This window comes from Sarcina sp. DSM 11001 (assembly GCF_900101015.1).
Taxonomy (GTDB): Bacteria; Bacillota; Clostridia; order Lachnospirales; family Lachnospiraceae; genus CAG-791.
The window spans coordinates 1-1,488 of the sequence record NZ_FNFZ01000069.1 but is presented as its reverse complement, the minus strand read 5'-3'; the positions used below and the strand labels follow the sequence as shown (position 1 = coordinate 1,488).

1 pseudogene is annotated in these 1,488 nt (G+C 56.1%); it reads right to left on the bottom strand.

The features are described from left to right. Positions 1-1,488, bottom strand: a pseudogene (locus BLT02_RS17460) (carbohydrate-binding domain-containing protein); the annotation flags it as partial.

The window sequence follows — 1,488 nt, the reverse complement described above, 5'->3', positions numbered from 1 at the left end:
GGCCGTATGAACGTTTATCGGCAGTCTGCACTGTTGCTGCACCTGAGCTGTTGCCCGCCGTGACCTTTGCAGTGTCATAGAGTTCCGCGCCTTTGCCACCGCCGTTGATGCCGTGTCCGATCGCCTGCCAATTTTGGGAGAATGCGATAACGGTGCCACCGGATATTTTGATCTCTGTTTCCACTTCTCCGCCAAAGCCCCAAACCCCCCCACCAGAGCCGATACCGGCGCCTTCAACTGAAGTGGCTTCGACATACCCGCCTGTTATCGTGATCTGTCCGGTAACATTTCCGTCCTGACCGGAACCGATGCCGGCAGCATTCGATCCTCCGGTCGCCTTTACCGTTCCGCCGTTGATCGTGATCGGAATACGCAGGTCTCCTCCGCTTTGGTATTGATCGCATGCTCCGGAGCCGATTCCTGCACCCCCATCCGCCAAACACCTTGCAGTCACCGTTCCGCCGTTGATGGTGATCGAGCCTTTTACAAGGTTTTCATCCCGAGCTCCGCCGATTCCTGCACCAAATTGACCTTCTGCAGTCACATTTCCGCCGTTGATGATGATTGTGCCGCAGTTTGTATCGCCTCCGATACCAGGGCCAATATAATCACTTTTTGCGTGAATAACTCCACCGTTGATCGTGATATATCCACCACCGCCGTCATCACCGCCTCCGATGCCGGATGCCTGATTGTTTCTGGATTCAGCGGTGACTTCACCTCCCCAGATCGTGATATGGCGTCCGTTGCCTTCGTTTCCACCGCCGATGCCGGCACCGTCAGTGCCGCCCTTGGCATAGATCGTGCCGCCGTAGATGTCGATATAGCCGTTATCACCGCCGGTCTCATCACCACTGCCGATGCCGGCGCCGTAGGCGCCGCCGTATGCTTTGATATCGCCGCCGTAGATAGTAATATGGCTGCCCATCTGTCTCTCGTCACCGCTGCCGATGCCAGCCGCGTATTTTCCGCCGTGGGCTTCGATAACTCCGCCGTGGATCGTGATATCACCGACACCGCTGTTCGGACCACAACCGATACCCGCGTCTCCGTCGTTGTTTCTGGAATCGAGCCTGCCCGTGTCACCGGCCTGACCGTATATTGTCAGGGAGTAACCGGTCTTTACTTCGATTCCGTCCTTGATCTTGACGTCAGCGTCGTCACAGAGAATGATCCTGACGTCGCCGCGGACGGTGAGCGTCGTGCCGTTCATCGTGATATTGCCCTGCGCGACATACCAGGTCGTTTTGCCCTCCTGGCCGATCGTATACCAGCTCGAGTTGGAGCTGTGCAGCAGCTCATAGTCGGTACAGTGCTTTTTTGTCTCAACGACTGCTGTACCGTTCCATGACCTTTCAATGTAGTACACAACATCGTTTGTGAAGACCGCAGCCACTGTCGTGTCCGCTTCGATCAGGACCATATCGCCGGGTTGCATTTCATTGCCGTTAATGTTCCAGCAGATAAACGACTGACCGTTCGCGGGAG